The following is a 24,367-nucleotide window of genomic DNA, read 5'->3' as shown; positions in this document are numbered from 1 at the left end:
CACCGCGCTTTAGTTGCGCAGTGAGCGGCTTTTACTTAATGCTTGAAATGGTGTGCCAGAATTGAATCGGCAGGAGTATCAAACGTTTTGATCATCTCGATTAAGCAATCGAGCGCCACTTTCACGTCATCCACTATCACGTTCTCTAAAGGATGATGGCTAATCCCTTTATCGCAACGCACAAACAGCATAGCGATAGGAGCAAGATGCGCCATAGCCATCGCATCGTGACCTGCACCACTTGGTAGCAAACACGGTGTGTGTCCTGTTAATTTCTCCACCACATTCGACCAACGCTGCGTGAGTGTTTCATTGCACTCAACCGCGGTGGCTTGGTAAATGGTTTGACTGGTCAGAGCAAGATGACGCTGCTTCGCAATATCCGCCAATTTTTGCATTAATTCATGAGCAGAATCCTCTAAAAGCGCCTGCTTGGCACTGCGAATATCAATGGTGAAATGCACTTCACCAGGAATCACATTGATTGCCCCTTTAACGGTGTCGCAAATGCCAACCGTGGCGACTATGCCGCGCTGCTCTGCATACGACTCAATACAGAGCACCATTTCAGCAACACCACACATGGCGTCTTTACGCAGATGAATCGGCACCGTACCAGCATGACCTGCCATACCTTTCACTTGGCATTGAAAACGTTTCGCCCCCGCAATACCGGTCACGACGCCTACTGGCAAATTCCGCGCTTCCAGTACCGGGCCCTGTTCAATATGCACTTCAAGATAGGCTTGTACATCCGAAGGTTGGCGAGCATCCATCCCTGCTTGCTCTGGTGATAAACCAAACTGTTCCATCGCTTGACCAATAGTGACACCGTCACTATCAGCTACCGATAACCAGTTGCGATCATAGCGTCCCGCCACCGCTGAAGAGCCAATCAATGTGGTATTAAAGCGGGTGCCTTCTTCATCAGCAAAGGCGACCACATCCACATGAAAAGGCAGAGTGACATCGCGCAGTAAACTCAGCGCTTCTATCGCCAACAGCACACCTAAGTTACCATCATATTTGCCAGCATTGGTGACAGTGTCACTATGAGAGCCAAGCACCAACGTTGGTTGCGTAGGATTGGGGGACACTTTACGCCCCCACTGATTCCCCACGCTATCGCCCCAAGTTTCAAGCCCTGCGTCCGTCATCCAGATGGCCAGTTGCTGATGAGCAGCGCGATGCTCTGGTGTGAGATATGCGCGAGTAAGCTGCCCTTCATCAGCACTAAACTCAGCTAACCTATCGGCACGCGTCATGATCGACTCGGCTGAGAGTTTCAAATCTGTCATTCGCATTCCTTGCTCTTGCTCATAAATAAAACGTAAGCAGTTATCGCACTTAACAATACAGCGCCATCGCTGCTGCGACTGCTTGTCCTGCATCAACTCGCGCGCCGTGTTTAAGCAAAATCGCTTCCAACGCCGCCAGCGTGGTCAACACGCACTCTTGACGCGCGTTGTAACCCATAGTGCCAATGCGCCAAATCTTGCCGTGCAGTGGACCAAATGAGGTGCCAATTTCAATCCCAAATCGGTTTAATAATTCACCTCGAACGGCATCGCCATTGACTTCATTAGGAATATAAACACCCACCACGTTGTTCATACGCACCGATTGGTCACCAAAAACCGTCAATCCCATTGCCTGCAATCCTGCCACCATGGCATCACCAGCCACTTTGTGACGTGCAATAACATTGGTTGCCCCTTCTTCAAGGAAAATACGTGCGCATTCGCGAGCGGCATAGAGCATTGATGTGGCTTCGGTGTGGTGATTAAGACGTTCTGGTCCCCAATAATCCATGATCATCGCCAGATCAAAGTAGTTAGATTGAATCATCACATCATCGCCTTGCTCGTGATGAGCGGCGCGAATACCCGCCTCAACGTGTTTACGACGATTGATCACCTCTGCGCAGCGATCGCTTAACGTTACTGGTGACGAGCCTGAAGGACCGCCCAAACATTTTTGTAACCCTGCAGATACAGCATCGAGATGCCATTCATCAACCAGAAGATCATTACCCGCAATAGACGCAGTAGCGTCACAGTAAAACAGCACGCCATGACGATGACACACTTCGCCAATCTCTTTGAGCGGTTGGTTCATTGTGGTAGAGGTATCCCCTTGCACCGTGGCGACCAATTTGGGTTGAAACCGTTTGATCTCTTCCTCTACTCGCTCTGCTGGGCACACTTGACCCCACTCAATATCAATAGTTTTGATCTCTGCGCCGACACGTTGGGCGATTTCACACAGCAAATGACCGAAGCGACCAATCACAGGAATCAACACTTTATCGCCCGGTTTTAAAATCGAAACCAAACACGCTTCAATCCCAGAGCGCGCAGTCCCATCAACCAAAAATGTTTGCTTATTTTGTGTGGCAAACACGCCACGATAGAGACTTTGAACTTGGTTCATGTAGCCCGTCATTACAGGATCATACTGTCCAATTAACGATTGGGAGATGGCTTGATGCACTCGTGGATACGCATTAATTGGGCCTGGGCCCATTAGTAGGCGTTGTGGGGGATTGAGTGTTTCAAAAAGAGAGTCCTGATTTTCCATTGTTATTCTCCAAGAGTAAAAGTGCCATCACTGCGCGGGTCGCTCGACGCATCAATCGCGCCATTCAAATCGAGTACCACAGCCCCAGCATGTCCCATAAGTTCGTTGTTGTCCGGTACAAAAGTCACTTGATGCCCTAAATGGCTAAGCAGCTCTGCATGTTGTTGATAAAGACTTTGTTCTAAACGTAAGCTGTGAGTGCTATCGCCCCAAGTACGCCCAAGTAACCAGCGCGGTGCGGCGATGGCTTTTTGTAAATCAAAGTCTTGATAGAGATAGCGGCTAAATAAGCACGCTTGAGTTTGAGGTTGCCCTTCACCGCCCATCGTGCCGTAAACCATGCGGCGACCATCGGCTAATTCCGCATACGCAGGGTTTAAGGTGTGAAACGGCTTTTTCCCACCGACTAACGCATTGTGATGATGAGGGTTTAAAGAGAAGCTTTTACCGCGGCAGTTCCATACAATGCCACTGGTAGGCAGCACTACACCGCTGCCAAATTCCCAATACACACTTTGGATAAAGCTGACCATAGTGCCCTCTTTATCACAAGCGCCCATCCAGATGGTGTCGCCCACTTTCGCTAGATGTGGCCACGGCAACGCCTTTTGTCGTTGGATTTGGCTGCAAGCGTGGTCGATGATCTCATCTGTGAGGTATTCATTGAGCGGCTTGGTGAGAAACTGGCGATCGCACACCACTTGGTCGCGGATAATAAAGGCCTGCTTAGTCGCTTCCACCAACAGATGCAAGTGTTCCTGTTCTGTATCATTGGGCTTCACCAAGCGATCGTAAATCGCCAATATCAGCAGTGATGCCACACCTTGGGTTGGTGCGTCAAAGTTATACAGCTGACCACGGCTGGTCTTCACCGTGAGCGGATCAACCCACTCGGCTTGATAACCATGAAAATCTTCAAGAGTGAGTGGGCTACCCGCCTCTTGCAGTTCTCTCGCCATTTCTTGGGCTAACTCACCGCGATAAAAGTCATCGAGTCCCGATTGCGCGAGGCGGTTTAACGTCATCGCTAAGGCGGGGTTGACGATGGTTTCTCCCGCTGACAGCGGCAGCCCGTTAATCAAATAGAGATCATTAAATGGACCATAAGCTTGCAGCCGAGCATAGGTTTTGTGACTGGCAAACGCCATACTTTCTGTCACGGTAATGCCGTTAGTTGCACTGTGTATTGCGGGTTGAAACAGTGTGCTCAGCGGCAAATCTGAATGATTGTACTCGAGCGCTTTTTGCCAGCCGTCGACGGTACCGGCCATCGTCACCGCAGCTTTTCCGCCAGAGTCTGGCATTTCATCGCCTAAACGGCGGTAATCGTCGATGTTGGCGCTTAACGCGGCTGCGCCACAAGCATCAATCGCGACCGGTTTTTCGCCCTTTTTACTGATGATCCAAAAGCCATCGCCACCTAAACCATTCATGTGCGGATACTGCACTGCAATCATGGCAGCTGCAGCCACCATCGCTTCACAGGCGGTGCCGCCTGCGTCCAAAATGGCTTGGCCAGCTAATGTGGCTTCACGGTGAGGTGCAGTAAACGCACTTTTGTTATGCGACATCGTCAACCTCCCCAACCAGTTTCATTCCAGTGGCGATGACAGCGCCTTCTTGGTGAGCTTGTCCAATTAGCGAAATACCTGCGGGTCCAAAGCTCAGCCCGCCCATAGGAAGATGCAGTTGTGGCAATCCTGCCAAGCCTGCCAATGCGGTCAATCCCATTAATTCACTGCGATATTCTGCCAGTGCCTGAGCAGGCATATCCAATTTAGGCGGAGCTCCCGGTGTGGTCGGTAACACCCACAGCGCCGCTGATGTTTCTAACGTTTCCGCCATTAATTGGCTCAAGGTTTCACGCAAACGCAACTGTTCTCGCTGCGCGTTTTGGTAGTCGTCTTTAGTAATGGTGCGCGCCCATGTCACTCTCTCGCCAATGGCAGGATCGAGAGAATCACCATGCAGCTGCAACCATTGACCATGTTCGTTGATGATTTCAAAACCTTGTAAGGTGCGAAACAGCAAACTCATTTGGCTAAAGTCATAGCCTAACTCAGCCAAACGCGATCCTCGATGCAGCATGGTCGAAGAGAGATCGCACCACTGCTCTAAACGTGCTAAACGCTCTTCACCCAAAAAAGGAACAAAGGCCTCATCCAGATAGAGCGCAGAGCAAGGAGTGCTGGCTAACGTTTGCTGACTCAGCACTTCATAAACACGTTTCAGGAGCGGCAAACTGATTGCCAATATCCCTGCGGTATCAAAACTTTTTGCCAGTTCAAACGCAGCGCTCAAATCGAGTGAACCAAGGGTTGGACGCAATCCATAGATATTGTTGTAACTGGCGGGAACGCGTATCGAGCCGCCAGTGTCTGTCCCAATAGAAAAATCACAGATGCCACCCGATACACACACAGCGCTGCCGCTGGATGACCCGCCTGGAATCGAATCAGGCGCAATGGGGTTAATCGGCGTTCCATAATGATGGTTTTGCCCGTTCAGGCTATAGGCGAGTTCATCGGTTTGTACTCGACCAACGCATTCAGCACCTTGGAAAAGTAAGCGTTCAATTAAAGGAGAAGTGCGGCTTGCGGGAAGATGGGTTGTTAGCCACGTCGGGTTACCAGCGCCAGTAACGTAACCTTCAACATCAAACAGATCTTTAAATACAAAGTTAAAGCCAGAAAGCACTCCTTCACCTGTGGGAGCGAGGCGCTCTGGGCCTTGGGGGCAGAAAATGCGAGTATCCATACTCATGTTAATGTCCTTATTAGAAATTTCGTTTTATCGTCATCACGCGGTGACTTTGCTTCTTCGCTCGTCAAGGCGCAATGCAGGGCGACCGTCAATCCATGTTGTCGCCCTTTTTCATCGGTGTTACTCAGTCACCGCTTGAGTCGGTTTTTGTTCCGCTTGTTTGGCATAGCGGTTAGCCAATATTGCGCAGTAAAAAATCTGCATTGGGTGATACAGCATGATAGGCAGCAGTAACATCCCCAAATTAGGATCGGCACCAAAGATAACTTTGGCCATTGGAATACCTGCAGCAAGGGTTTTCTTCGTACCGCAGAACACCGCTGCGACTTCATCGGGCAGAACAAAACCCACTTTGCGTGCGCCCCATTGAATGCCATGCACCATGATCATCAACACGATGAAACAGATAACAATTGAGCTAGCGAGTAGTTCTAGTGAGAACTGCGACCAAATGCCATTGTTCACAGAATCACAAAACGCGTTATAGACAATCAAGATGATGACGTATTTATCTACTTTACCGACGATGGCTTTGTGGCGCGTCGCCCAATCAGAGAGATAAGGACGCAGTAATTGACCCACGATCATCGGGATCAATAGCATTTTCGCAATCGAAATTACTGAACCCATCAAGTCTAATTGCACACCTTGCAAGCCCATAAAGGCTTGAATCAATGCAGGGGTAATAAACACACCTAAAATGGTCGATAACGAGGCATTAAAAATCGCCCCCGGAACGTTACCTTTACCCACGCTGGTCATCGTGACCGAAGAAGAGATCGTACTTGGCAAAGAGAAGAGATAACAAAAACCGAATGCCAGTGCAGCGGGCATGAATTTTAAGAAGCTGCTACCAAAGATAACCCATATCAGCGGATAAACAGCAAAGGTCGCCAGTTGCACATAAATGTGCAGTTTCCAGTTGGCCAACCCCGCTTTAATGGCTTTAGGCGACATACCTAAACCATGTAAGAAGAAGACAATGGCAATACCAAATTCAGTGACGATATTGAGGTGCAGCACCCCGTTACTTTTACCCAGATTTGGGGTGATAACAGCAAGTCCTATCGCCACTACCATACTGGCCAAAAACCACTCTTTTTTAATTTTTGCTAATACGCTCATACGTTATTTTTCTACTGTCTTTACTTTAAGATAAGTACTTTGAGATAAGCCACTATTCCACTTCGCGAAGCGCTGCGTAGCTGTGACTGATATTGCGGCTCTGTTTCACCGCATTACTGCCCAGTTGGCGATACACCTTATTGACCAAATAGGAGATCAAACTCATCGGAACCGCATAACTGTCGAGCGGCGCTTGATTGTTCATATGACAAATCAATGCGTGCTCAAATTTGTTGGCGTATTGCTGACCCGATTGATCAGTGATGAGCAAACTCGGCTTTCCTTGCAGAAATTCCACCAAACGACCGAAGTGCTCTACACGGCGACGAATGCCCATTAAAATCACAAAGTCATCATCATTGAGCATACTGATGTCTTCGCCTAGAGTCTGCCCAGGCAGTGGTAATAACGAAACATTATCGCGGCATTGCATCAATTGTTGACGAAAATGCATAGCCAAAGGGTAACTGTTTCGATAACCAATCACAACGACTCGTTTAGCATTAATAATGCTATCAATCAGAGGCTTAGTATCCATTACTGCTAACTGATTCCACAACTGCTCAAGGGCGCTCATCTCGTGACGGATAGAGGGATCTTCAATCGTCGTGGTGAGGATAGGCATTCCCTTTTCCCGTTCTTCCATCAGCTCTTGACGCAGCGCCACGTGATCGTCATACCCAAGTTGGCGGATAAACCGACTGACACTGGTTTTGGATACTTGGCAAGCATCGGCAATTTCTCCAGTAGAGAGCATCAAAATTTTCTCTGGATTGCCTTGTAGATACTCGGCAACACGGCGGCTACTTTGAGTTAAACGATCGTAGTGCTCGGTAATGCGTTCATTAAGTGAGTGTTGGTTGGTCATGAGTCATCCTTTTCTTGTTTATCGCACCGCCGCCAGAAAACTCTGCAATTCTGGCGTTTGTGGATTCGCAAACAGAGTGTCGCTCTTTCCTTGCTCCCAAACTTTGCCTTGATTCATAAACACCACCCGATCGCCTACTTCCCGAGCAAAATTCATCTCATGGGTCACTAAAATCAAGGTCATCCCCTCTTGTTTTAGCTGCTCAAGTACTTTAAGTACCTCGCCGACCAATTCCGGATCGAGCGCTGACGTAATTTCATCACATAATAAAACCTTCGGTGACATGGCAAGTGAGCGGGCTATCGCCACACGCTGCTGCTGCCCACCAGAAAGGTTGGCCGGGAAAGCATCGAATTTGTCCGCTAACCCGACTTTTGCCAGCAGTTCACGTGCCATCACTTCGCATTCGCTTGCGGATTTTTTTAATACCAGCTTAGGTGCGAGCATCACGTTTTCCCCCACCGTCATGTGCGGAAACAGGTTGAAACTCTGAAATACCATCCCGACGCTGCGGCTCAGTAGACGAAGTTTGTAGTCGTCATTTTCCACTGCTTGGCTATCGACAATGATTGCGCCTTGCTGATAGTCCTCAAGACCATTCATACAGCGCAATAACGTACTCTTGCCTGAGCCACTGCGGCCAATGATCGACACGACTTCACCTTGGCCGATCTTAAGATCAATGCCTTTTAACACATGGTTTTCGCCATAGTATTTATGGACTTTTTCTACACTAACGACGGACATGATGACGTTTCTCCAGATGACGAGCCAACGCAGACAGCGGAAAGCAGATAACGAAATAGAGTAAAGCGACCAGCGCAAACACTTTAAATGGCTGGAAGGTGGCGTTATTGAGCATGGTGCCCGCTTTGGTTAATTCCACAAAACCGATAATGGATGCCAGCGCAGTCCCTTTGACGATTTGTACTGAAAATCCAACCGTTGGGGCAATCGCCAGTTGAGCCGCTTGCGGACCAATCACATAGCGCATGGTGTCAAAATAGGTTAAACCCAACGTGCGGCACGCTTCCCACTGACCTTTTGGCAAAGCGCTAATACATCCGCGCCAAATATCGTGAAAATAGGCGCTGCTATAGAGAGTTAACGCCAATATTGCCGCAGTCCAAGCCCCGACATCGATACCAATCAGTGACAAGCCAAAAAAGCATAAGAACAGCTGCATCAATAGCGGCGTGCCTTGGAACAATTCCACATAAAGTTGAATCGCTTTATCCAACGAGAGATGGCGACTGCTGCGCAGCAGGGTCAAGATCAAACCAATGATCCCGCCACCAACAAAAGCAATCAGCGACAAAGCAATGGTCCAACGCGCCGCCATCAATAAGGCGCGCAAGATATCCCAATCCGTAAATTGCATCATGGTATTGCACTCCTATAAGGATGGGTTCTTAAACAGTCGACGCTTCAAGAGCGCAAACAACTGGCGCATTAAAATCGCCAAAACGAGATAGATAATCGCGGTGACAATGTACGATTCAAAACTCAAAAAGCTGCGTGACTGAATAAAGTTGGCGGCAAAGGTCAAATCCTCCACCGATATTTGTGATACCACTGCCGAGCCGAGCATCACGATAATGCATTGGCTGACCAAAGAGGGATAAACCCTTTGCAGCGCAGGCGGTAACACGATGCGAGTAAAAATCTGCAAGCGCGTTAAACCTAAGGTTTGTCCGGCCTCCCATTGACCTTTCGGCGTCGCATCAATGCCAGAGCGAATGATTTCCGCGCTGTACGCACCAAGGTTTACAACCATGGCAATCAACCCTGCGTCCCACGCACTTAACTTGACGCCCAAAGCTGGTAAGCCAAAGAAAATAAAAAACAGCTGAACAATAAATGGTGTGTTTCGAATCACTTCGATATAGACAGAACACAACCATTTGAGTGGTGTAAGTTGACTGGTTTTAACCCACGCACACAGCGTCCCGAGCAGCAGTCCCCCCACAGTTGAAATAGCCGTGAGTTCAACCGTCGTGGTTAAACCTGCCACAAACTGTGGCAGGTATGGAGTGAGACCCGAGAAATTTAGGTGGTAATTCATCTCGTCACCCTATCTATTTATGCGCCTAGGTCTGCTGGGAATGGCGCTTTCAGCCATTTTTCAGAGAAGCCTTCTAACACACCTTGCTGTTTAGCTTGTTTAATCAGGGTATTGACCTTATTGAGTAACTCCGGTTCGTTTTTCATCAAACCGACAAAACAAGGCGAGTTTTTCAACATGAATTTGGTTTTTGGTGCCTTGCCAGGGTAACGATTCGCAATTTCTGTTACCACTAAGTTACCTGTTGCCACCAAACTCACTTGCCCTGATAAATAAGAGGCTAAGGTTGAGTTGTTATCTTCAAAGCGTTTGATCGTGGTATCTTTGGGCGCGATTTTGCTCAATTCCAAATCTTCCACCGAACCGCGAGTAACGGCGATGGTTTTTCCACTCAGCTGTGCAGCATCTTTCACTTGCTCACTATCACTGCCAAAAACACCTAAATAAAATGGCGCGTACGCGTCACTAAAATCGATCACTTTTGAACGCTCTGGGTTTTTGCCCATACTGGAGATCACCAAATCCACTTTGCCCGTTTGCAGGTAAGGAATTCGGTTGGCACTGGTCACTGGCACCAATTGCAATTTGACGTGCATGGATTTTGCCAAATAAGCGGCCATATCAATATCGTAACCATGTGGCTGCATGTCTGTGCCGATCGAACCAAAGGGTGGAAAATCTTGCGGTACGGCAACTTTCAGTACCCCTGCTTTTTCCACTTGCTCAAGTTGGTTGGCTTGTGCTGTTGCTCCGCCGAGCATAAGCCCAAGTAACATCGCTGCTGCTGTAAAATGCTTCCCTAATCGCATGTATCCATTTCCTTATAGTATTGAAACGATTGAACCAGTTTTCTTTTATACAGCAACGACTGTGCCATTTTTTCAACTAACGCATAACCTATTGTTTACTATGGATTCAGTGAGTTCTCTGACTGGCTCGTTTGTAACAATTGAACCATGATAGGAAACTATTGGTGCATAAATTGATCGTTTTGGTGCAATCGTTTCATCATACTTCAACTCTCAACAATGCACTTTCAGGAAGGAATTAACCGCTAACCAACTGCGGCTACCCCAATAAAAATGGCTCGTGATACACGAGCCATTTTTCGGGGACACACGCCCTAAATGCTAAATGAAAAACAAACCAAATAACGGGGACACACACCGTAATCAGTCATAAAACCAATCTCGATTCTCTTGACTTAGACCCGTTCAAATTTCGCTTTTGCCACTTCAGAAGCTGGCGCACGACCAACATCAATCGACGCTTCCATCAGATATCGATACAGGACAGACGCCGTACCACCACCGATAAAGAGTGCGTAGTTTGCTAATACGGGCACAAAAAATGTCGCTACAATCGCCACCAGCCCAGCACCAATGAGCGCGTAAACACTTTTCATGTTGATGCCATTTTGATACCAGTACAAACCTTCTTTGGCTTCGGTATAGAGTGAGGCAACATCGATTTTGCCTTTTTTAATCAGGTAGTAATCGACAATGATAATGCCGTATAAAGGACCAATCAGCGCTCCCAACACATCGACGGTGTAGTGGATCACTTCAGGATTGTTGAATAGATTCCATGGCGTGAGTAGCACCGAGCCAACGGCGGCAATCATACCACCCAGTTTGAAACTGATTTTTTGTGGGGAGACATGGGAAAAGTCGAAGGCAGGAGCAACGAAGTTAGCCACGATATTGATACCGACGGTCGCAAAAATAAAAGTTAACGCGCCAAGAACCGTGATCAAACCGCTGTCTAAACGACGCACGGTTTCCACCGGGTCGGTAATCATCTCGCCAAACACAGGAATCGACGCTGACACAATGATCACGCTAAACGCCGAGAACACCACAAAGTTCAGTGGCAGCCCGAGCCAGTTACCAATTTTGAGTTTACGATAGCTGCCACAGTAACGGGAGAAATCACTGAAGTTCAACGTAGGTCCGGCAAAGTAACCCGCAACTAAGGCCGCAGCGACAAACATTTGCACTAAGGTATCGCCTAACGAAAGCGCCTTGCTGCTTAGGTTAAAGTGAATGGCATCCCAACCTGCGCGTTCAATCATATAGAGACACAGCAAGAACATCGCAATGTAAATCGCAGGGCCAGACCAATCGATCACTTTTTTGATCATATCCATGCCAAACATAAAGACCACCGCTTGCAGTAGCCACATCGATAAGAATCCAACCCACCCTAGATAAGAGAGTCCAATAAACGTTTGATGTGCCAGGCTCTCCATGCTTGGGAAAAAGTAGAGCAACAAAATGATAAACGAGCTGGATGCCAAATACGTTTGGATGCCATACCACACCACCGCTATCAACCCGCGGATAATTGCAGGAATGTTAGCGCCGAAGACTCCAAATGACATTCGTGCAATCACAGGAAAAGGCGCACCAGCCTGTTGACCAGGTTTACCCATTAAATTGGCAAACACCATCACCACTGAAATCCCGACCAACAAACTGATAAAGACTTCAATACCGTTAAGCCCCAAGGCAAAAAGGCTCGCCGCGAACACATAACCACCCACACTATGAATATCTGACATCCAAAATGCGAAGATGCTATACCAACCCCATTTCTGTTCCTTATCAGGCAACAAGTCATCATTACTTAATCGGGCACTGACTGGAAAATCCTTTTTCATCGTCTTCTTCCTTACATGATTGTATACAATACTAAATACAAACTATTCAAGGAGCATGCCAAGTGGTGAAATAGTAGCCACGTCTGGGGTTGGCGAATTATTAGCCCAAAAAATCCATACCAAACGCACCAAACACGAACGTCACTGAATCAAAATTGTGCAGCAATAACCTAGTTAAATTGAGGTTATTGTGTCGCACGGCACATTCATCAAGGCTTATCAGAGCGCATAATGATGGTATACATATTGCTTGTACAAAAATACCGAGTTAATTGTATACAACACTAAAAAACAGAATAACGAGTGCTGCCATGTCAAGTGACGAGAAAATCTATCAGAAAATACTAAAAGCGATTGTGGAACATCAGCTTCCACCTGGTGAACGCCTACCGGAAGATAAACTGTCAGAAGCGTTCGGCGTGAGTCGCACAGGGATTCGTAAAGTACTGCAACGCTTAGCGCTTGAGCGTTTTGTGATCATTGAGCCCAATAAAGGCGCTCATGTGAATCGCCCAACCTGCCAAGAAGCAGAAGAGGTGTTAAATAGCCGGATTTTGCTTGAGCCGCTATTGCTTCCTGCCGTGATGGATAACTGGAGTAAAAAACACTCTACCCTATTTCGTAAAATGGTTGAGCAGGAAAAAATTGCCGATCAAGAACACGATATGGCGAAATCGATTCGCCTAACGGCGCAGTTCCACTACGAGTTGGCCTATTTGGGTAATAACCAAATTCTCGCCGAATTTATTGAGCAGTTGTGTTATCGCTCATCCTTAGTGATTGCCGCCTATGGCAGTAAAGCCAGTGTCAGTTGTGACTGCGGCGATCACAAGCAGTTAATCGATTTGATTGATAACAAACAGTTACCGCAAGCTCAGCACTGGATGCAACATCATCTAGAACACATTAAAGCCTCTATCCAACTCAACGGACAGCAAGATGGACAGGTCGATTTTCATCAACTTTTCGCCGACATCGACTGACCGACTGCCACCCCATAAACCGCTTCGGATAGAAAAGGAGTCTCTATGCGTATACAAGTGATCAATCCCAATACCTGCCAAGGAATGACAGACAAAATCGCCAGCGCTGCGCAGCAAGTGGCGTTGGCGGACACACACATTATCGCCTCGTCGCCAAAACATGGCCCGGCAAGCATTGAATCCGCCTTTGACGATGTGATTGCCTCTGCTGCCCTAATGGATGAGATTGCAGCGGGTGTCGAGCAGCAGGTTGATGCGCACATTATTGCTTGCTTTGGCGATCCAGCGTTAGACGCAGCACGCGAATTGGCAACCGCTCCAGTGATCGGTATTGCAGAAGCCGCATTTCACATGGCAACACTGGTCAGCCACCGCTTTAGTGTGGTGACCACCATGTCGAGCACCATCAATACCGCGCATTCATTGCTGCATAAATACGGTTTCGAGGATCATTGCGTTAACGTGCGCGCAACCGATATTCCCGTGCTCACTTTAGAGCAGATCAGCGATGAGATTTTTCACACTCTCCTTGCAGAGTGTCGCCAAGCGCTTTTAGTCGATAAAGCCGAAGCGATTGTCTTGGGCTGCGCAGGTATGGCGGATATCGCAGCGCGTTTACAACACGATTTGCAGATACCCGTGATTGATGGTGTCACCGCTGCCGTAAAACTCGCGGAGTCTTTGGTCCAACTCGGTTTGAAAACCTCAAAAATTGGCTCTTATCGTCCTCGTCAAGTTAAACCGTTTATCGGACGTTATCAGCATTGGGGAGCCTAATAAGCTTTCGTTTACCGCTTATCGCGTAAGCATTTATCGCTTATTGCTAATAATCTGCTCCCATTGCCATGCATATAGAATAAGGAAGTCCTATGCAAACAACTAACCCACGCAACTACATCGGTTATGGCCGTAATAATGTGCCCGATGCACAATGGCCCAATAAAGCGCGCATCGCCGTACAATTTGTCTTGAACTATGAAGAAGGTGGTGAGAACTGCGTGCTGCACGGTGATGAACACGCCGAAACGTTCCTATCAGAAATGTATGGAGCGGAAGCGTTTAAAGATCGCCATATGAGCATGGAATCTCTGTACGAATACGGCTCCCGTGCCGGTGTATGGCGCATTCTTAATGAGTTTCGTCGACGTGATTTGCCATTGACTGTTTTTGGTATTGCCACAGCGTTACAGCGTAACCCAGAGGTAGTGCAAGCGATTAAAGAAGCCAACTACGACGTGGTTTGTCATGGTCTGAAATGGATTCATTACCAAAATATGCCACTCGAACAAGAGCGAGAACATATGGTGCAGGCGCTCACATTAATGGAACAGTTGCTCGGTAAAAAGCCGATTGGTTGGTATACCGGACGCGATTCCCCACGTACCCGTCAATTGGTCGCAGAGCAAGATTGTCTGCTGTATGACTCTGATTATTATGGTGATGACTTACCATTCTGGATGCCAGTTTCACCTGCTAATCATCCAGAGCAAACACGCCAACATTTGGTGATTCCATACACCTTAGATACTAACGATATGCGCTTTGCCTCCCCTTATGGCTTTAGCCACGGTGAGGAGTTCTATCAATATCTAAAAGACTGTTTCGACTGTCTCTACGAAGAAGGTGCGACCAAACCCAAAATGATGTCGATTGGAATGCACTGTCGTATGCTGGGTAAACCAAGCCGCTTTATGGCACTGAAGAAGTTCCTTGATTATGTCGAGTCTCACCAAGATGTGTGGATTACTACTCGAGAGCAGATAGCAAGGCATTGGATTGAGACCCACCCAGCACCTTAAATTCTCATATAATCAAATTATTACACAAAGATGCTCTTTTTAAGCGCTATGTAATCCTTCCGCATGGCGGCTTTTTTTATCTTAGATAAGTTATGGCTGATTTTGGTCTTAGACATATTTAACCTTAGTCACCAACCCTGCCCTCAAATGCACCTAATTGCACCAAAAGAGGCATAATCTTGTTGCCACAAGCTTCGCGCGATTCTCCAAGCCCCTGATTCTACTTGACCAAATGGTTAAGCCAAAGTGGCATAGCCCTTGCAGACTTCAATAACACAATGTCAACAATATTGTATACAAGGAAGTATCACTATGTCTGCTCAACAAAAAGCTACTCAACCTAAAGGGAGTTCTGGAACATCAGAACTTATCTATGCGTTAGACGATAAACCTGCTGTAGGTCCTGCACTCTACGCCGGTTTTCAACATGTGCTGGCAAGCTTTGTCGGCATTATCACCCCAACATTAATCATCGGCAGTGTATTAGGCCTTGGCGACAATGTCCCTTATCTCATCAGTATGTCGCTGATCGTCTCCGGTGTCGGTACGTATATTCAAGCCAAACGATTTGGGCCTATCGGTTCAGGGATGATTTGCGTGCAAGGAACCAGCTTTGCTTTTCTTGGCTCAGTTTTGGCCGCAGGGTTTATTGCCAAATCACGGGGCGCCGGACCAGATGGGATTTTAGCCATGATATTCGGTGTCTGCTTTGTCGGGGCTTTTATCGAAATGGTGCTCTCTCAGTTTATTGGCAAATTGCACCGTATTGTCACCCCTGTTGTGACAGGCATAGTGGTGACAACCATTGGTATTTCTCTCATAAAAGTGGGGATGACCGACCTTGCTGGCGGAATGGGATCGGCCGATTTTGGTCAATGGCATAACCTCATCCTGGGGGCCATTGTACTGGCGGTGATCATTGCTCTATATCGCGCAGAAAGCTTGATGGTACGTCTGTCAGCCATTTTAATTGGTATGGTGGTGGGCTACATCGTCGCAGCCATGATGGGAATGGTGAATTTTGCCAATGCGTTTAACCAACCACTTTTCTCTATCCCTATTCCGTTTAAATACGGGTTCGATTTTGATTGGGTCGCTTTCGTCCCTATTGCCGTGATCTACACCATCACCGCCATTGAATCGACCGGCGATTTGACGGCCAATTGTTTGATTACCAAGCAGCCAGTATCAGGCCCAGCCTACTTTAAACGTATTCAGGCAGGCATCTTGGGTGATGGTTTTAACTCCATGTTAGCGGCGGTATTTAACACCTTTCCTAACACCACGTTTAGCCAAAACAACAGTGTAATTCACTTAACCGGTATCGCGAGTCGTTATGTGGGTTACTTTGTCGGTCTGATTTTGGTGGTACTTGGCCTCTTCCCCATCATCGGCGGCATCTTAACCACCATCCCTAAACCTGTCATTGGTGGCGCTACCTTGGTTATGTTCGGGACAGTCGCCGCAGCAGGAATCAAGATCATCGCACAAGAGCACCTTGACCGCCGTAATCTGATGATTTTGGCCGTCTCATTTGGCTTAGGCTTGGGCGTTATGCTGGTGCCTGAGATCATGAAAAACATGCCATCCGTTATCCAAAGCGTGTTTGGATCTCCTGTCACCACCAGTGGCCTAGCCGCTATCGTCATGAGCATCATCATGAAACGCCCAGAAGAAACAGCAACAACCACAGAAGAATCTCAAGAAGCCAATGCTTCACTGGTGCAAAACAGCTAATTCTTAACGGGGACACACACCGTTATATCTCCAATCTCAGGGGCTTGCCAAAGCCCCGTTTCTTTTAATGGGGACACACGCCCTAAGCAGTACTCAATTTACCCACAGCATGACCTATTCTGAACAACCCATTTCTTTGAATTCAGTCGAAAAGTTTTCTTCAATTGCTTTCAACTGACATTAGTAACTAGCACTCTAAACCGCCCCAAACGATTCAAGCTAAATAAATAGATGACTACTGCTCGAGCACAACTGATTTGCCCTGAAATAACGCCTTACTATCACTGTGTTTCCCGCTGTGTACGTCGTTCATTTCTGTGCGGAGAAGATGCATTAACAGGCAAATCTTACGAACATCGTCGAGATTGGATCGAGCAAAGAATTCAAGCGCTTGCAGCCATTTACTCTATCCGGATCTGCTCTTATTCAGTAATGAGCAATCACTACCATCTTGTTGTTTACATTGATAAAGAATCCGCGACTAAATGCTCCGACAGAGAAATTATCGAGCGGTGGTGTATTGAGCACCAAGCACCTTTGGTTATTCAGCGCTGGCTCGCAGGGCAAACTTCGTCAACTACCGAACAACAGCTTTGCGCACAAATTATTCAGACTTGGCGTGAACGGCTTTGCTCTTTAAGCTGGTTTATGAAAGAACTGAACTACGGCATAGCCGTACAAGCCAATAAAGAAGATGAATGTACGGGTCGCTTTTGGGAAGGACGATTTAAGTCACAAGCTTTACTCGATGAAAAGGCATTATTGGCAGCGATGGCTTACGTTGATTTGAACCCTGTTCGTGCAAAGATTGCAGACACGCCAGAGCAGTCTCACTTTACCTCAGTAAAAACACGTATCGACTCTCTTTCTAAAGGTAAAACGAATACACCATTTCTGGCCGAATTCGTTGGGCATGAACATCAGAAGAAAACACACGGTATTCCGTTTTGTCTAATGGATTATCTCGAACTTATTGATTGGATTGGGAAACAAATCAGAACAGATAACAAAGGAAGTATTAAACATACACAACCAGCAATATTAGATAGACTCACATTCCCGCAGCAACAGTGTTTAGCTCTGTGTACCCAACTCGAAAAGAAAGCGACATCATGGATTGGTACAACCCAGCGCTTACATCATGCTAAAACGGCTCTTAACAAAAAACGTCTGGTAGCCCTCCACATTTCATAAAAACGAACTTACGTCTGTTCCACCCTTGATACTGCAGTGATGGCTTCATCCTCGAATTCATTTATTTCAATGCGCAAATCACCTACATGGTTATCAATTCCCTGATTACCACATCTACTCGAACAAACAATACAAACAGTTCATTAGTTACTTGACCGAGTGTCCGATTGAGCGCTTATTTTTAACGGTGTGTGTCCCCGAAAATGCTGCGAAACCTTACAGCGTGTGTCCGCGTACAAAATTCACTGCCCCAAATATCAAATGCTGATGACTTTGGGATACTTTACTAACGCGTTTAAAAAGCAGTAACGAAGTAATGATTATTCCTGAGGAAACCAATGGGTAATTTTTAATGTATTTTCTAGAGTTCGAACGTAATTCGAGAACAGATAATGTGATATTACTGGCTATCTCATTACCTATTACTCTTTGGTTTTTAATTATCTTTTTCCTGTTTTTGAGTAAAAGCATTTAGTCCCTCTTTAATTTGTTGACGAGTCTGTTCTAAAGAGATGAATTGATTAAGATGGCGTTGATAAATCATGATTACAATTAACGCAATGACTAATGACATAACACAACTTGCGCATCCAAGTATTACTGAACCAGTGAATTCAAACGTAACCACTGCCACTAATACACATATCGATAGAAAGAAAAACAGCATTAAAAAGGTAAACAGAACCATCGAGATCAGTTTTCTTTTTAACGCGATGATACAGGTGTCTAACTCAAGCCAAAAAAGTTTAGCCGTATTATCTCCCCACCGTTTCGTCTGCGTAGCAAGTGCCTCAAAACGCTGCCAAAGTGCCAGTAACTCCGTTATTGAATTTTCTGCTGGAGTTGCAGCAGGGCCACCTTGTTTGGTGGCCTCTTGGGTTGGTTGAAATTTCTGTTCAGACATAAAACACTACCGCTATTTTAATATCTTAGCGATAACCACGCCGGCTAAAAATGCACAACCAAGACTTACAAAAGGTCGCTGTTTCACTACACCTTCTGCACTTTCCGCAGCCGAATTTAACGCCTTCTTGCTTGTCTCGACGTTCTTCTTCGTCTCCTCTTTGATCATTTCAGCAGCCTCTTTTGTGAATGCTTCGGCTTTTTCGCGTACTTCGTCAATCTTCTCTCCAGCCGTCGTATTTTGCGTCGTTTCGTTAGCCATATATTCCTCCACAAATGTGTTTGTCGTTTGATATAGGAAAATATCCGATATATTTAAGTGCCAGGATATTTAACCATCATAAATACAAAAGCGAATTTCATGCCAATTAATCAAACATGGAATAACAAGGGGTTTTGCACTATATAGCACCCTATTGCGTGTAATTATTTCATAGCAATTCAGTTTGAGTGTAAATTCTTCATTTTAATTAACCACAATCACCTATTATCCATCAATAAACATCGCATTAGCGAGAAATCATTAATGGCACACGATATGCTTTATATAAATAGACACAGTAATACCCCATTAATCTATCTAATTAAAGACTGTTTTATGATAGTACTAATGAATAATAGAAAAGACATACGAGATTTAATCAACACCGTAAATGATCACTATTACGCTTGTTCAAAGTTAATCAAGAAAACGGCCTACGATACAATTTATCGTTCCGTCTCTCGATTTATCACTCTTGAGCGCTCTCTACTCGATGAGTTAATTCCATTTGATGACGAAAAAGTCACATTACCTTTTGCTGTGCAGAATCTAGGTAACACTCCGACATTTCGAAGTTACCGCGAAATGTTGCAAGCTAACCGTGAATTGATTAAATATCTTACGCACATGACGTCCGTTATCGAAAATGTCGACGTCAGCTCATTGATTTCGTATTGGACAGCTGCCATGCAGATAGAGTGCGATGATATCGCCGCTCGGATTGAGTCGGAGCAGACTATCCAAAACCACTGAGATCATCATATCTCTTTTTATCGCCACAAAATTACCTAACCAGTTAATTTTTCTATAAATAACTTCATAGTAAGAATCCACAAAAAAGCTTCATAACCGCATTAGATGCCCTGTTATGAAGCTTTTTTACTTTCGCTTTGACGATGTTTGGGACAGCTTAAAAACTAAAGAGTACACACACTTAATGCATTACGTTGAATGGTCACCACGATGCTGTCAGCAGTGAAAGGTTCCCCATCCACCACATAATCAATGGGCTCACTTGCTGATATTTCAACTCGTTCAGCCGTGGCGTAAGTAAAGCGCTGCGCTTTTTCACGTAGGTCTAGAGCAGAAAGCGTGATATCCGATAGCGCCAGAATTCGTTCGCCGATGTTTTCTGTACCGCAAAGATAAGTGATATGCAGCAGCCCATCCGTGGGTTTGGGTTCTTCCCCACCTTGCGCCAGAACCGTAGTAAAAGGTGCGGTGTTTGCGACCACGAGACTGGAAACCGACAAACTCTGCTTCGGATTATCATCTTGTTGGTAGGTGAGTTCGATCGGTTGATCTCGCGTAACCGAATTAAAAAATCCAGTAAGATATGCCCACTGCCCACTTTGATTTTTCTTTTCTCGCTCAGCATATTCGATCATCTGCTGCTCAAACCCTATGCCTAACACCAATAACATCAGCTTATCATTACAATACGCGATATCGATTTTCTTCGCTTGCCCAGACAAAATCGCCGCACACGGTTTCTCGGTAGGAAACAGTTTAGATTGTCCACCGTACAGTACATGACAGAGGGTGTTAGCCGTACCGAGCGGAATTGCACCAAACCTCACGTCAGAACAGGCAAGCACATTCGCGACCTCCGAAAGCGTGCCATCTCCCCCTGCAGCAACAACCAATTCGGCGCCTTGCTTCATCGCTTCTCTAGCCAATGTTTCGGCAGTAACGTCTTTTGAGGTAAACATAACCTTAAGCGGGTATTGAGTCGTGAGTTTATGTATTACGCTTTTGCCATAGCGCTGCCACGCTTCACCGCCAGACACAGGATTGGCAATGAGCCAAGCAGGTGCGGTCAATTCCAGCTCATCTTCCATTCGCAACTTGTACAGAGCTTGAAGCTGTTTTTTGTTCAATTTTGCGGAGCTTCTGATGTCATGGATACGAGCTAAAGCGTCATCCACGGTAAGGTTAGGATCTTTACTCAGTAGATAAGCAGCCACCACGAAGACCGAACGTCCACGCCCTAAAGCGCAATGCACCACTACCTTTTTATCTTGTGCTATTTGCGTATCAATCCAATTAAGTGCGTGTTTTAGCTGCGTTACACTGGGAACCGTATGGTCCAAAACCGGAATCGTGAGATAGTCAAATTGCTTATCCGTAGTGGCACTCTCCAAGCCAACGAACTCCGCAGTCACATCTACGATACAGCTGACATGACGGCGTTTCAGTTCGTTTTGTTCCGATGACAATAAACGACGGGAAACATAAAGGTTGGGAGCAACATGATGAATAGCGGGTATGCTATCTCGGCTACGACTCCAGGCGTTGTAAGCTTTTACTCCTAACAGAAAAGGAGTGAATGCCCAACGTATCCACCAGACTATTTTGCCATCTTGGTTCTTTCTAAATAGCGAAGGGATATTGTAGAGGTAAGCGATAATAACGAGAAAAACCGACACGCCAATCCAGCCCAAAATCACTTTTAGCAGTAGGTTGGGTATCGCGACTGTCCCAGCAAAACATAAGATAGTGATGAAGATATAATGTTTAACCATAAACATCTTGCGCGACCTCGCTTGTTATTTTGTCTTTCATCTATCGCTTTATTTAACTTAAACCAGTAGCAAATTTGCTGTTATTTGCACTTTCAGCGAAAACACAAATAACAGCACCACCAAGAAGATGCTCCTTGGTGGTGACGCTGCGTTTAGCAGTCGGTATCTTTCTGATTAAGATCAGACTTGATGTCTTCACATTTATCTTCAATCGCATTTTGCGTATCCGTTGCCGCTTGGTCGACTTTCTTACCCGCTTTTTCCATCGGACCTTCGTTATCGCAAGCCATTAACGCAAAACCTAAGCCAACGACGACGGCTGCTTTTGCTAATGTTGAAACGTTCATAATCCTTACTCCTAACTTATTGTTTTAAAGTGTCTGCTAATCATCTCTTTCCAAACATCACAATCACTATCGAGACGATGAACGATAAGGCAAAGAGGTAGAAAATCACTTTGGCTATGGCAGCGGCCGCGCCAGCAATACCACTGAATCCGAACACGGCAGAAATTAATGCGATGACCAGGAATATCAACACCCATCTAATCATGGTAAATATCCTCTTCCATATGCAGGCTCAGGTTATTGAGTCACGGTAATCTCATTCACCACTTTGGTCACATCAGTTGTGTTTTGTGCAATATTGACGGCGAGATCTTGCTGAGCATCGTTATCTAACTGACCTTTCAATGTCACCACGCCATTTTCCGTTGAGACCTCAATATTGGTGCCACTGACGTTTGAATCCATTAACAGACGAGTTTTAACGATAGTGGTAATTTTCGCGTCATTGAGTTGATCAACTGTACCATTCGATTTATCGCCTTGTTGATCGATCACCGTTAATTCGTTATTGACTTTCTTAACTCCATCAAGGCCTTTTACTAATTCACCAGCGAGATCTTTATCTACATCGTTATCGACTTTACCCGTTAAGGTAACAACGCCTTGATCGACATCGGTATTGATATCGAAAGAGTTTAAGTTGGTATTGAGCAGTAATACCGTTTCTGCTTTACCATCAATCCACGCATCCATCGATTTATTTTGCCAATTGTTAGAATTTGCAGCAAAAGCTGACATTGAAGAAGCACAAAGCACAGAAGTGATAAGAAGATTTTTCGTCATATTTTTCATGTTTCGTTTCCTCTTGTGGATGAATATTTCTTAGGTGTACTCAAACAATTGCAACAGCCATGCCAAATTTGTAACACAATGTTTTTAAAGTGATTATTAATATTTTCGAAAGCTAACCAGCCATCTAATAAGGCGAAACCTGAATTATTTACACACCAAGATTGAAAAAATTATTCATCACATAACATTGGATAAATTATATGTATTTTATAGGGGTATATCGGCTTGCCATTATTAATAGCAAAGCTTGCTTAAGGTATTCTCTGACAATCTCCTTTCATTCCAGCCATATTCATCAGACTTACCATTTTTACTTTATGATATTCTAATATTCCAACTTCCAGAGAGTGAAGAGTATAAAATGCAACTTCCTAGCCTCTTTATGTACATACAAAGTGAAACACTAAATGATCATATTTTGCGATTGGAACCGGTAAAAAAATTCTCGGTTATTTCTGATAGCGTATCTGGTGATTGGATAGATACGATTGAAGAACAGAAGCCTAATTTGGCTATTATTGAAGTAACCCGCTTTACTCATGAAGATTATCAACGTTTAAAAACATCCAGCACGATACAGAATATGGAGCTCATCCTAATCAGCTCCGGCACACCTAACTCCCACCTGGATAATTTGATGGGTATAAGCGCCATTTTTCATTACCGTCAACCTGTTGATATGGCAGTGCTTGAAGAAACACTCAATGAAATCAGTCTCTACTATCAAAATCTGAATACTCAAGGACAAGCTATTTCCACCAGCCATTTAGACCAATATGGCTTGCTAGTAGGCTCATCTGCGCCAATGCACAAGTTATATCGTTTGATTAGACGCGTAGCGAAAACCGATACCAACGTATTGATTGTTGGTGAAAGTGGCTCAGGTAAAGAACTGGTGGCACAAACCATTCATTTAGCCAGCGAACGTAATCAACGCCCTTTTATCGCGATCAACTGCGGCGCAATTGCTCCCGAGCTAATTGACAGTGAATTGTTTGGTCACGAGAAAGGCGCGTTTACGGGAGCCAACAAAGCCCATGACGGAGTGTTTGCCCAAGCCAATGGCGGCACCTTATTTTTGGATGAAATTACCGAGATGCCACTCGAACACCAGGTTAAACTCTTACGAGTACTAGAGTGTGGTGAGTACCGCCCAGTTGGGAGTCAGCAAACCCAGAACGCCAATGTACGAGTGATTGCGGCGACCAACCGAGATCCCCAAACGGCGATTGAAGAGCAATTTTTACGCGAAGACCTTTACTTCAGGCTGTCTCATTTCCCTATCCAAGTGCCACCTCTGCGAGAGCGTGGCGATGATATTGTTGGTCTCGCAAAACATTTTATTAGCCATCGTAACGCCCATGAAGAACAGACCAAAACCATCCTCCCCTCGGCCATTGATAAAATCGCCCATTACAATTGGTCAGGCAATGTTCGAGAACTCAAACACTGTATCGAACGTTCTTTTATTCTCGCTGACGATGTGATTAAAGATGAACACCTTATCTTTGATACCCCGCCACTCGAAACCGGTTCACCAATGTTATACGCAGTTCCAACAGGGGTTCCTTTGGAAGAGCTAGAAAAAGCAGCGATCATGCAAACCCTTGAGGACCGGGAAGGTAATAAAACCGAAACAGCTCAAGATCTTGGCATCAGTGTCAAAACGCTCTACAACAAGCTCGAGAAGTACCAGAGTAATTAAGTAGTTACTTTATTATTGATACCTTAATTTGCGAACCATCGCGGGGATCTGATTCAC

At 45.8% G+C, this 24,367-nt stretch carries 24 protein-coding genes; 7 read left to right on the top strand and 17 right to left on the bottom strand.

The genetic code is table 11. The features are described 5' to 3' along the window. Positions 1-35: 35 nt before the first annotated feature. The 11 genes from OCV11_RS20895 to OCV11_RS20845 form a co-directional block, all read right to left on the bottom strand. Positions 36-1,298 carry an allantoate amidohydrolase gene (locus OCV11_RS20895; protein WP_261897934.1) on the bottom strand — a complete coding sequence of 421 codons (1,263 nt, stop codon included), beginning with the start codon at positions 1,296-1,298 and terminating at the stop codon, positions 36-38. A gap of 49 nt (positions 1,299-1,347) precedes the next feature. Further along, positions 1,348-2,580 (bottom strand): pyridoxal-phosphate-dependent aminotransferase family protein, encoded by a 1,233-nt coding sequence (locus OCV11_RS20890; protein WP_261897933.1) that lies wholly within the window; start codon positions 2,578-2,580, stop codon positions 1,348-1,350. Between the two features lie 2 nt (positions 2,581-2,582). After that, positions 2,583-4,151, bottom strand: coding sequence for a gamma-glutamyltransferase family protein (locus tag OCV11_RS20885; protein ID WP_261897932.1), 1,569 nt, complete (start codon positions 4,149-4,151; stop codon positions 2,583-2,585). Then, a complete protein-coding gene (locus OCV11_RS20880) occupies positions 4,141-5,343 on the bottom strand; it encodes an amidase family protein (protein WP_261897931.1) in 1,203 nt (400 codons plus the stop codon). Before OCV11_RS20880 ends, OCV11_RS20885 begins: the two co-directional genes overlap by 11 nt. Before the next feature lie 120 nt (positions 5,344-5,463). After that, entirely contained in the window at positions 5,464-6,468 is a 1,005-nt protein-coding gene (locus OCV11_RS20875) for a bile acid:sodium symporter family protein (RefSeq protein WP_261897930.1), read from the bottom strand. 52 nt (positions 6,469-6,520) lie between these two features. Continuing rightward, positions 6,521-7,336 carry a MurR/RpiR family transcriptional regulator gene (locus OCV11_RS20870; protein WP_261897929.1) on the bottom strand — a complete coding sequence of 272 codons (816 nt, stop codon included), beginning with the start codon at positions 7,334-7,336 and terminating at the stop codon, positions 6,521-6,523. A gap of 18 nt (positions 7,337-7,354) precedes the next feature. Further along, complete coding sequence (locus tag OCV11_RS20865) at positions 7,355-8,083, bottom strand: amino acid ABC transporter ATP-binding protein (RefSeq protein WP_068717666.1); 729 nt, start codon at positions 8,081-8,083, stop codon at positions 7,355-7,357. Next, on the bottom strand, positions 8,070-8,720 hold the full coding sequence (locus OCV11_RS20860) for an amino acid ABC transporter permease (RefSeq protein ID WP_225251165.1): 651 nt from the start codon (positions 8,718-8,720) through the stop codon (positions 8,070-8,072). Before OCV11_RS20860 ends, OCV11_RS20865 begins: the two co-directional genes overlap by 14 nt. A 12-nt stretch (positions 8,721-8,732) precedes the next feature. Next, positions 8,733-9,401: an amino acid ABC transporter permease gene (locus OCV11_RS20855; protein WP_261897928.1), complete on the bottom strand. Its 669-nt coding sequence runs from the start codon at positions 9,399-9,401 to the stop codon at positions 8,733-8,735. Between the two features lie 17 nt (positions 9,402-9,418). Then, the gene (locus tag OCV11_RS20850; protein ID WP_261897927.1) at positions 9,419-10,210 is read right to left on the bottom strand and encodes a transporter substrate-binding domain-containing protein; all 792 of its coding nucleotides are present in this window, start codon (positions 10,208-10,210) and stop codon (positions 9,419-9,421) included. Between the two features lie 395 nt (positions 10,211-10,605). Continuing rightward, positions 10,606-12,063, bottom strand: coding sequence for an NCS1 family nucleobase:cation symporter-1 (locus tag OCV11_RS20845; protein ID WP_261897926.1), 1,458 nt, complete (start codon positions 12,061-12,063; stop codon positions 10,606-10,608). 311 nt (positions 12,064-12,374) lie between these two features. Here OCV11_RS20845 and OCV11_RS20840 point away from each other — a divergent pair, with 311 nt between their 5' ends. The 5 genes from OCV11_RS20840 to OCV11_RS20820 all read left to right on the top strand — a co-directional run bounded on the left by OCV11_RS20840 (position 12,375) and on the right by OCV11_RS20820 (position 17,776). Further along, entirely contained in the window at positions 12,375-13,046 is a 672-nt protein-coding gene (locus OCV11_RS20840; protein WP_261897925.1) for a GntR family transcriptional regulator, read from the top strand. Between the two features lie 45 nt (positions 13,047-13,091). Further along, positions 13,092-13,823: an aspartate/glutamate racemase family protein gene (locus OCV11_RS20835; protein WP_261897924.1), complete on the top strand. Its 732-nt coding sequence runs from the start codon at positions 13,092-13,094 to the stop codon at positions 13,821-13,823. A gap of 92 nt (positions 13,824-13,915) precedes the next feature. Next, entirely contained in the window at positions 13,916-14,845 is a 930-nt protein-coding gene (gene puuE / locus OCV11_RS20830) for an allantoinase PuuE (RefSeq protein ID WP_261897923.1), read from the top strand. 312 nt (positions 14,846-15,157) lie between these two features. Next, positions 15,158-16,582: a nucleobase:cation symporter-2 family protein gene (locus tag OCV11_RS20825; protein WP_261897922.1), complete on the top strand. Its 1,425-nt coding sequence runs from the start codon at positions 15,158-15,160 to the stop codon at positions 16,580-16,582. A 231-nt stretch (positions 16,583-16,813) separates the two neighbouring features. Beyond that, on the top strand, positions 16,814-17,776 hold the full coding sequence (locus tag OCV11_RS20820) for a transposase (RefSeq protein WP_261897921.1): 963 nt from the start codon (positions 16,814-16,816) through the stop codon (positions 17,774-17,776). 436 nt (positions 17,777-18,212) lie between these two features. Here OCV11_RS20820 and OCV11_RS20815 read toward each other — a convergent pair whose 3' ends face one another. After that, positions 18,213-18,680, bottom strand: coding sequence for a hypothetical protein (locus OCV11_RS20815; RefSeq protein ID WP_261897920.1), 468 nt, complete (start codon positions 18,678-18,680; stop codon positions 18,213-18,215). Between the two features lie 12 nt (positions 18,681-18,692). After that, positions 18,693-18,941, bottom strand: a complete 249-nt coding sequence (locus tag OCV11_RS20810; RefSeq protein ID WP_261897919.1) for a hypothetical protein — start codon at positions 18,939-18,941, stop codon at positions 18,693-18,695. Between the two features lie 348 nt (positions 18,942-19,289). Between OCV11_RS20810 and OCV11_RS20805 the strand changes: the two genes are divergently transcribed. After that, on the top strand, positions 19,290-19,694 hold the full coding sequence (locus OCV11_RS20805) for a hypothetical protein (RefSeq protein ID WP_261897918.1): 405 nt from the start codon (positions 19,290-19,292) through the stop codon (positions 19,692-19,694). A 164-nt stretch (positions 19,695-19,858) separates the two neighbouring features. Here the strand turns inward: OCV11_RS20805 and OCV11_RS20800 are convergent, their stop codons facing one another. The 4 genes from OCV11_RS20800 to OCV11_RS20785 form a co-directional block, all read right to left on the bottom strand. Next, positions 19,859-21,472 carry a diacylglycerol kinase family protein gene (locus tag OCV11_RS20800; protein WP_261897917.1) on the bottom strand — a complete coding sequence of 538 codons (1,614 nt, stop codon included), beginning with the start codon at positions 21,470-21,472 and terminating at the stop codon, positions 19,859-19,861. A 146-nt stretch (positions 21,473-21,618) separates the two neighbouring features. Then, positions 21,619-21,813, bottom strand: a complete 195-nt coding sequence (locus OCV11_RS20795) for a hypothetical protein (protein ID WP_261897916.1) — start codon at positions 21,811-21,813, stop codon at positions 21,619-21,621. Positions 21,814-21,853: 40 nt separating this feature from the next. Further along, positions 21,854-22,018, bottom strand: a complete 165-nt coding sequence (locus OCV11_RS20790) for a DUF1328 domain-containing protein (RefSeq protein WP_261897915.1) — start codon at positions 22,016-22,018, stop codon at positions 21,854-21,856. 32 nt (positions 22,019-22,050) lie between these two features. Further along, the gene (locus OCV11_RS20785) at positions 22,051-22,605 is read right to left on the bottom strand and encodes a BON domain-containing protein (protein WP_261897914.1); all 555 of its coding nucleotides are present in this window, start codon (positions 22,603-22,605) and stop codon (positions 22,051-22,053) included. Positions 22,606-22,966: 361 nt separating this feature from the next. Between OCV11_RS20785 and OCV11_RS20780 the strand changes: the two genes are divergently transcribed. After that, positions 22,967-24,310: a sigma-54 interaction domain-containing protein gene (locus tag OCV11_RS20780; RefSeq protein WP_261897913.1), complete on the top strand. Its 1,344-nt coding sequence runs from the start codon at positions 22,967-22,969 to the stop codon at positions 24,308-24,310. Positions 24,311-24,367 lie beyond the last annotated feature (57 nt).

This window comes from Vibrio porteresiae DSM 19223, assembly GCF_024347055.1.
GTDB lineage: Bacteria > Pseudomonadota > Gammaproteobacteria > Enterobacterales > Vibrionaceae > Vibrio > Vibrio porteresiae.
This window is presented reverse-complemented; position numbering and strand designations above follow the sequence as displayed.